Annotated in this window: 1 protein-coding gene; it reads left to right on the top strand. The window is 69.1% G+C overall.

Annotated features, from left to right (window positions below; all coding sequences use genetic code 11):
* Window positions 1–246: DDE-type integrase/transposase/recombinase (locus ACPW96_RS23345; RefSeq protein WP_425886136.1), on the top strand; the 246-nt coding region annotated here is incomplete at both ends.

Raw genomic sequence — 246 nt, 5'->3', positions numbered from 1 at the left:
CGGAACCGGGCGGCACGCGCGGGCGCTGCCAGCTCGCGGGGGTTCCGCTACCTGCACCACGCCGTCGACGATCACTCCCGCGTCGCGTACTCGGAGATCCTCGACGACGAACGCAAAGAGACCGCCGCCGGCTTCTGGACCCGCGCCAACACGTTCTTCGCCGGCATCCGCGTGACCGTGACGGCGGTGATGACAGACAACGGCTCCTGCTACCGATCACACGCGTTCGCGGACGCTCTCGGTGAC

Source organism: Micromonospora sp. DT81.3 (assembly GCF_049847225.1).
Lineage (GTDB): Bacteria > Actinomycetota > Actinomycetes > Actinomycetales > Microbacteriaceae > Microbacterium.
Note: the sequence above shows the minus strand (reverse complement) of the source record. Positions and strands in the feature narration are given on the sequence as shown.